Source organism: Aliiglaciecola sp. (genome assembly GCF_039982535.1).
Lineage (GTDB): Bacteria > Pseudomonadota > Gammaproteobacteria > Enterobacterales > Alteromonadaceae > Aliiglaciecola.
In genome coordinates this window covers 118,293-126,123 of record NZ_JBDWYG010000056.1, presented here as the reverse complement: position 1 = coordinate 126,123, position 7,831 = coordinate 118,293, and the positions used below count along the sequence as shown (strand labels likewise).

8 protein-coding genes are annotated in these 7,831 nt (G+C 40.2%); 7 read left to right on the top strand and 1 reads right to left on the bottom strand.

Annotated features, from left to right (window positions below; all coding sequences use genetic code 11):
* The 3 genes from ABJV04_RS16865 to ABJV04_RS16855 all read left to right on the top strand — a co-directional run.
* Positions 1-494, top strand: a 494-nt coding sequence (locus ABJV04_RS16865) for a cupin domain-containing protein (RefSeq protein ID WP_348492757.1), incomplete at its 5' end; no start/stop codon positions are given.
* A gap of 91 nt (positions 495-585) precedes the next feature.
* Entirely contained in the window at positions 586-1,251 is a 666-nt protein-coding gene (locus tag ABJV04_RS16860; protein WP_348492756.1) for a cold shock domain-containing protein, read from the top strand.
* 120 nt (positions 1,252-1,371) lie between these two features.
* Positions 1,372-2,130: a hypothetical protein gene (locus ABJV04_RS16855; RefSeq protein ID WP_348492755.1), complete on the top strand. Its 759-nt coding sequence runs from the start codon at positions 1,372-1,374 to the stop codon at positions 2,128-2,130.
* 480 nt (positions 2,131-2,610) lie between these two features.
* Here the strand turns inward: ABJV04_RS16855 and ABJV04_RS16850 are convergent, their stop codons facing one another.
* Entirely contained in the window at positions 2,611-3,654 is a 1,044-nt protein-coding gene (locus ABJV04_RS16850; RefSeq protein WP_348492754.1) for an IS110 family transposase, read from the bottom strand.
* 145 nt (positions 3,655-3,799) lie between these two features.
* On the opposite strand from ABJV04_RS16850, the gene ABJV04_RS16845 reads away from it, so the two are divergent.
* The 4 genes from ABJV04_RS16845 to folC all read left to right on the top strand — a co-directional run bounded on the left by ABJV04_RS16845 (position 3,800) and on the right by folC (position 7,816).
* A complete protein-coding gene (locus tag ABJV04_RS16845) occupies positions 3,800-4,297 on the top strand; it encodes an N-acetyltransferase family protein (RefSeq protein ID WP_348492753.1) in 498 nt (165 codons plus the stop codon).
* Positions 4,298-4,704: 407 nt separating this feature from the next.
* A complete protein-coding gene (gene truA, locus ABJV04_RS16840) occupies positions 4,705-5,502 on the top strand; it encodes a tRNA pseudouridine(38-40) synthase TruA (RefSeq protein WP_348492752.1) in 798 nt (265 codons plus the stop codon).
* A 194-nt stretch (positions 5,503-5,696) separates the two neighbouring features.
* Positions 5,697-6,545: an acetyl-CoA carboxylase, carboxyltransferase subunit beta gene (gene accD, locus ABJV04_RS16835; RefSeq protein ID WP_348492751.1), complete on the top strand. Its 849-nt coding sequence runs from the start codon at positions 5,697-5,699 to the stop codon at positions 6,543-6,545.
* The gene (gene folC / locus ABJV04_RS16830; RefSeq protein WP_348492750.1) at positions 6,545-7,816 is read left to right on the top strand and encodes a bifunctional tetrahydrofolate synthase/dihydrofolate synthase; all 1,272 of its coding nucleotides are present in this window, start codon (positions 6,545-6,547) and stop codon (positions 7,814-7,816) included. Before accD ends, folC begins: the two co-directional genes overlap by 1 nt.
* Positions 7,817-7,831 lie beyond the last annotated feature (15 nt).

Here is a 7,831-nt window from a genome sequence, read left to right as displayed (position 1 = left end):
TGGAGAGAGTAATGGATAAATATCTAGTTACTAAGGAAGAAATAGAAGAGCTTGAAGGTATTTCGAAAACCCATTTCCTTAATAAGAACGCCAAAAGAATTAATAAGTCACTGGGCGATCTCACAGGCTTAACTGGGTTCGGCTTTCACATTATCGAAATTCAACCAGGCCACGAATCGACAGAGTTTCATAAACACTACCATGAAGATGAATGCGTTTATGTGCTCGAAGGTACAGCCGAAGCGCAAATAGGCAACGAAAAATATACAGTAAAAGCCGGTGATTTTATCGGTTATCGTGCGGGTGGTGAGGCTCACGCTCTACGCAATAACGGCAATTGTATTTTAAAATGTATCGTAATTGGTCAGCGTTTGGAGCATGATGTTGGTGACTATCCAAAGCTGAATAAACGGATTTATCGTCAAAAAAATATGCCATGGAACCTCGTAGATATTGGAAATATCAATGAGCCAAATGCGGGTAAAAAGTCATAACAAAGCCATCAATTTGACAGCTTTACGCTGCGCTCCAAGCAGCAAATTCGGACGTTAAATAACCTGAACGAGAATGGAGTCTATTTACACAATGCATGGAAAAATAAGTCATTGGAAAGATGACAAAGGCTTTGGTTTTATAGCCTCAGATGACGGTCAAAAAGTTTTTTTTCATATTTCCAGTTTAACTACAAAAAGTAGAAGACCAGAAGTAGGTGATTGTGTTGTGTTTACATCCACAACTGACGCACAAAATAGGCTAAAAGCAACAAGCGTTGCGATTGAAGGTTTAGCTAAAACTCCAAAATATCAGAACAGTACCAATGTAGAGCCTAAAACAAAAAATGCTTTTGATTACTTCCTCATTGTCATTTTGCTATTGTCTGTTGCAGTAGTTGTAAAGTCATACTTGGACTCAAATAACATAGAGCAATCAGCAATTTTTGGAATTCCGGCTGTTGTTGCTTTCATATTATTAGGGCGTCAAAAAAAACCAAAGAATCGCTCCTTTAATTGTACTAAATGTAAAAAAAGTGAACGCTACGACTCTAGAACTATTAGTGCTTGGAATAGAGGTTTTACACGTTTGTACTGTAATCAATGCCATGTTGAATGGTTACGAAATAACCCTAGGCAGCAAGAAACTTACTCTTCAAGTAAAAGTGGTGGTTGCCTCGGCACATTAACTTTGATGTTGGGAACCGGGTTATTTGGTGGCTACACGGTAATTGATTGGTTAGTGCAAACGGTTATTTAACAAGCGCTTTAAAAGCAACGTCAACAGTTGGCTATTGTTCGTTCCTCACAAATTTTGGCCAACAATTTCCGTCCGCATAAGCGGGCGTTAGAATTATTTATCAAACCTCAGAGGGGTAATATGAATTTAAAAAGAATCACAACATTTATTTCTATAGTTGTTGTTTTAGCTGGATGCACTTTAGCAGCCATCCCTTTAAAAAATGAGCAAATCAGAGAAATCAAAAAAATCGGAATTGTGTCATTTGTGGGTAATGAATTCTCGTACGCAAATCTCGGATTTACGGTGTTTGGCAATAGTGAAAACCTTGTCGAGCAGGAATATATTGACTTTGATAAGGAGGTAACCAAGGTATTAAAATCGACTATACAAACAAAATTAAATAATCCTACAAAAATTGATGTAGTCGATGTTGAATTCGATAGTTCTGCACTCCTAGGGAGCTATAAAGAAAATGGTAAATACAGGAAGTTTAAGATAGAGCTTGTCGCGAATGAGTTGGCTCAAATTGCAAAAGCAAATAACTTAAATTATTTGTTAGTTGTCACAAGAGGATACAATGCAATCGATAATGGGGCTGGCTTTATGGGCGGAATTGGCATTTCTCGCACATCAGCAATGAAAGAAGGTCAACTGACCATTCATAACTATCTTGACTACAAATTATTTGATGCTTCTACTCTTACTACACCTGCTTTCTTCTCTACAGCAGCTATGAATTTTGGACAAAAGAGAGACATACAATTCTCATGGAAGGAGCCGTTAACTGATTATTCTGAAACTGAGAGAGCTGAGTTAATAACGATGATAAAGGAAGACATAGAGTATCGTGTTCCATGGGCTGTGACTTATATGCTCTCGTATAGAAGCGGCAAATAATTCTAACACATATGAGCCTAAAGTTAGTCAATAGATACTAGTGTGCTTTTGATCTATTTTTCAGATCAATCCAAATCTCTGAGCTAAACCGTTTACTTCATCTGTCTTCGTGGCTATTAGGCAATCGCCTACAGCAAACACATATAGAGGCTCTCTTATGCGGTATCATCGCGGCCAGCATTTTCAATATCCGTATTGATAGCAGGGGCACTAGACATTCATCGGTTAACCCAGCATTGGCACTATTCAAAATGAAGGTTGGATAATTCCACCAGTTAGTTTCAGGCTCAGGCTAGGTGTAAGCGATTTAGCGCAAAGTATTGATGCACGCCCATCCGATGTCTAATCAAACCGAGTGGTTACCTAGCAATGGCAAATAAGTCGTATTAAATGGTTTTTATAAACCAGTGAAATTCACAACGATTTAAGGTTGCTCGGCCTATGGCACCAGTTAGACGTTCAGCTCATCGGATGGCGTGACTAACCTGCTAAAAATCGTTTTTCATCAAAAGCCTTTTGTCGTTTTAACATGAAGTAAACACAGCGGCCTAGCTTATGCGCAAGGGCGGACAGAGCTTTTGCTTTACTCATGCGTTTTTGTAACTTGTTGAGATAGGCGCGAGCTTTATCATTTCCGCGTAGGTAAAGCACGGCCATTTCAGAGAAGGCCCATTTAAGATGAGCATTGCCAATTTTATTACCTTGTGTGCCGTAGGCTTTACCAGCTGATTCAGCTTTACATTTAACGAGTCGAGAATAGGATGCAAAATTTTGAACACTTTCAAAGCGGTTGATATCGCCTATTTCATAGAGAATTGTGAGTGCTAGAATTTGGCCCACACCCGCAATAGATTTGAGTAGGTAGAAGTCTCTAGCATTATGTTGTTTCGCTTGTTTTTCAATGAACCCTTCAACTTGGCGTAACTCTGTTTCAATATGAGCGACTATGTTTAAATCAATATCGATGTTGCGCTGCACGGATATATCATCAAAGACGTTCGACATTTTTTCACGAGACTTTGGATAACGTAAATTAAGGGAATGAGCAGGGTAATTGTATTGACTCACGGTATTTGATACATGAGCTTTTAAGTCCGCGCCAAAGCGTACAAGTTTAGTGCGCCGCCGAAGTAAATCACGGGTAGCCCGTAGTTCGTTGGGGTAGTTGTATGCTAAAGGGAAATTACCACCACGTAACAATTTGGCAATCTTAAATGAATCAATTTTATCATTCTTGGTTTTACCGCCATGAATGGCTTTCATATACAAGGCGTGACCTAATACGAAATCTATATTGTGTTGCCGGCAAAAGTCACTGACCCAATACCAGCAGTGCATACATTCGACCCCCACGACGATATTGCCTAAATAAGGCGTCAGTAAGGCCAGCAACTCTTCGGGTGAGTCCTTTACTTTTTTATGTACAAGCACCTCACTTTTATCATCAATAACGCATACGTAAAGTAAGCGTGCGTGTAAATCTATTCCACAATAGTAAGGATGTGTATTAGTATAAAAGTTCATTGAGCTTCTCCGTTTGGTTTTGTCACCTATCAGAGTAGCCTAAAAGTTACGCTGATTGGGGAGGCTCAATGAGTATCAAGCCAAGTCAGCGGGACACTAACATGTAGGCTCCTGCTGGGGGTGTTAGTTGCCTTAGGAGAATTAGGTGTTTATCCGTACATTTGAGCAAACAGATTATCCTGTTGTAAAAGCAATTTATCAGCAAGGCATTGATACTGGAAATGCCACATTTCAAATGACAGCCAAAAGCTGGGATGAGTGGAATAACTCGATGCTTATTCATTCTCGCATTGTCGCTGTAGAAGATGATCATATTTTAGGATGGGCTGCTCTTTCTCCAATATCAAATCGAGAAGTATATTCAGGTGTTGCAGAGGTTAGTATTTATGTTGAAGCTAGCTCTCAAGGAAAAGGGGTAGGTCAAAAATTACTATCGAAACTGATTCTAGAATCTGAAAATAACAATATTTGGATGCTACAAGCTGCAATTTTTCCTGAAAATATAGGCAGTCTTACTCTTCATCAAAATAATGGTTTTCGTCAAATTGGTGTTCGTGAAAAGCTTGGAAAAATGAATAATGTTTGGCGCGATGTCGTGCTCATTGAAAGACGAAGTAAAGTTATAGGTGTATCAGGCAACTAACAAGCAATTTAAGTCGGAACAAAAACAGTTGGCTGCTTTCGTTCCTCAATATTTTAGCCAACATTTTTTAGCCCTCGATGTGGGTGTTGGTATGACTCCTCTTGTCACTAAAAATCGAGTGGCTTGTGGGAAGTCATTAACTCCTGGCGTTTAAACAGGCTTCATTGTTGTAAGGCACTAAAACAAGTCGAACTTAATTTTGGTGCAATCGCTAGTTAAAATACAAACCTTAAGTATCTCTTACCTATTTTGACGCATATTTGGCAACTAAAAACACCTTTCAGTCTACTATTTACAAACATGTTATGAAAAGTGATGTAAATTTCATTACAATGTCGCAATTTTCAGCACACAGTAGTGCAAATTTTACCTTTAGTGGAATTTAGACTTTTTTAACAAGGGCGTCAGTGGAACAACAACAAACTAATAAAATCGCGTTAGGGATTGAGTACGATGGCAGTAATTATTATGGCTGGCAGCGACAATCTCAAGTTACCAGTGTGCAATTACATCTAGAAAAAGCCTTGAGTAAAGTTGCTAATCATCCCGTAGCTGTATTGTGTGCAGGCCGCACAGATGCTGGGGTTCATGCCACTGGTCAGGTTGTACATTTTGAAACGCCCGCCTTTCGACCTGAACGAAGTTGGACGCTGGGAGTAAATACTAATCTTCCAAAAGATATTGCTGTTAAATGGGCTAAACAGGTGAGTCCTGACTTTCATGCTCGTTTTTCAGCAGTCGGTCGCCGCTATCGTTACATTATTTACAATAACCCTTTCCGTCCAGCAATATTGGCAGGCGGGTTAACACATATGTATACGCAACTGGACCATCAGAAAATGCATGAAGCGGCCCAATGTTTAGTGGGTGAACATGATTTTAGTGCATTCCGAGCATCCTTATGCCAAGCTAATTCACCCGTGCGCAGACTTGAGCATATTCAGGTAACCCGACGTGGCCAATACATTATGATTGATGTGCAAGCAAATGCGTTCTTGCACCATATGGTTCGAAATATTACTGGAAGTCTTGCTGTGATTGGTAGCGGAGAGCAACCCGTAGAGTGGATGAAAACCTTACTGGAGCAAAAAGATAGAGCTAAAGCTGGTGCAACCGCTAAGCCAAATGGTTTGTATTTAGTCGATGTACTTTATCCTAAGCATTTTGAAATTCCAGAGATCCCATTAGGGCCAGCATTTTTCTGAGTGTTCTAGGTGTTTTGAAATAAACTATTAGTACTTCTTAGACCAGTTTTGTTTTCTTCCCGAGACTAAACTATGTTTTAATGGCCAGTATAAATATTTTACGTCGTTAATATGACGATAAAGCTATATTAATCATGATTTTGGCGAAAATAGCAGCACAAATAGCGAAAATTTTTGCAATTAGGATGAATTGAATGAGTTGGATACAAAAAATACTACCGCGAACCCAGTCCTCAATTAAGAGTAATGTACCTGAGGGGATTTGGACTAAATGTGGATCTTGTGGCGCGGTTTTGTATAAAACCGAATTAGAGAAGCAACTTGAAGTGTGCCCGAAATGTGATCATCACATGCGCATTACGGCTCGTGCCAGAATTAACGCTTTTTTGGATCAGGCTGATCGAAAAGAAATTGGTGACGATTTAGAACCTCAAGATGTATTAAAGTTTAAAGACTCTAAACGTTATAAAGACCGCCTTCTTGCTGCCCAAAAAGCAACCAAAGAAAAAGATGCTTTAATTGTTATGCAAGGTAAAGTGAAAGGCATGCCTGTAGTGTGTGCTGCATTCGAATTTTCGTTCATGGGTGGTTCAATGGCATCTGTGGTTGGTGCTAGGTTTGTAAAAGCCGTAGAAGCATGTTTAGAGCATAATATGCCGTTGGTGTGCTATTCATCCAGTGGTGGCGCACGTATGCAGGAAGCTTTATTTTCACTGATGCAAATGGCCAAAACCAGTGCTGCTTTAGCGCGCATGAGTAAAAAGGGTTTACCTTATATTTCAGTATTAACCGATCCTACTATGGGTGGGGTTTCTGCTAGTTTGGCTATGTTAGGTGATATTAATATTGCTGAACCTAAAGCGTTAATCGGATTTGCTGGCCCACGGGTTATTGAGCAAACCGTACGTGAAACTTTGCCTGAAGGTTTCCAACGCAGTGAATTTTTGGTAGAAAAAGGTGCAATCGATATGATTGTTGACCGTCGTCAGATGCGTGACAAAATCCATAGCGTATTGAAAAAGCTTCATACCCAGTCCCATTAATGCCAAATAATACATCCTCAACAGACCAGGATAAGCCTAGCTTATCCTGGTCTGTTGCTAATTGGTTAGATTACTTACAGGCAATCCATAGCAAATCTATTGATATGGGGCTTTCTCGCACAGAGCAAGTGTACGCCCGTTTGAATTTAGACTTTTCAAACAGTTCGGTAATCACTGTCGCTGGCACCAATGGTAAAGGTACCACCTGTCGTATGATCGAAATGGGGCTTTTGATGCAGCAACAAAGTGTTGCCGTATATAGTTCACCTCATATTGTCGATTATCGAGAGCGGGTGCGCCTAAATGGCCAAATGTTAAGCGAACAAGAGCATGTGAATGCTTTTATGCAAGTAGAGCAAGCTCGCGGCTCTGTTACGTTAACTTACTTTGAGTTTGCGACCTTAGCGGGTTTAGTCTTAATTGCTAACCAACAACCTGATTTTGTCGTGCTAGAAGTGGGGTTAGGTGGGCGATTAGATGCGGTTAATATAGTCGATCCTGATATAGCCGTAATAACCAGTATTGCTCTTGATCATCAAGATTATTTAGGTGATACCCGAGAGCTCATTGCGACTGAAAAGGCCGGTATTATGCGCCACAAGATCCCCGTGGTCATTGGCGAGCCTGATCCACCGACAACCCTTATTAGTGCGGTTGAAACACTACAAGCACAGGCATATTGGCAAGGCAGAGAGTTTGGATTTGCAGAGACGGCAACTCATTGGCGTTGGTTCAATAGTTCAGAAACCTTGGCTAATTTGAGGTTTCCATTCATACCAACGCAAAATGCATCCACCGCGTTACAAGTTTTACATTTGCTCGGATTTTTACCTCAAGATAAGGGTGAGATCCAAACATTGTTAGAAAAATCTAGTTTACCTGGGCGTTTTGAAACAGTGAGTCATGATCCTAAAGTAATTTTAGATGTGGCACATAATCCTCAGGCAACACAACTCTTAGCCACCAGAATTAGGCGCTTAGAATACAACCAACTGCATCTGGTTGTGGCTATGTTAGAAGACAAAGATATTGCCGGTAGCCTGTCGCCACTTGAATCCTTAAATGCCAATTGGTATGTTGCTTCACTCGATGTGCCCAGGGGGGCAAAAAGTAAACAATTAAAAACAGTGCTCACTGAGTCCCAAAAAGTGATAGAGTTTGAGACTGTTTCTGACGCGCTTCATGGCGCTACGAAAAATGCTAAAAATGATGATTTAATCGTCGTATTCGGTTCATTTTTCACCGTCAGCGAAGTGACGCAAGCATCTTGATTGAATAAAATACTT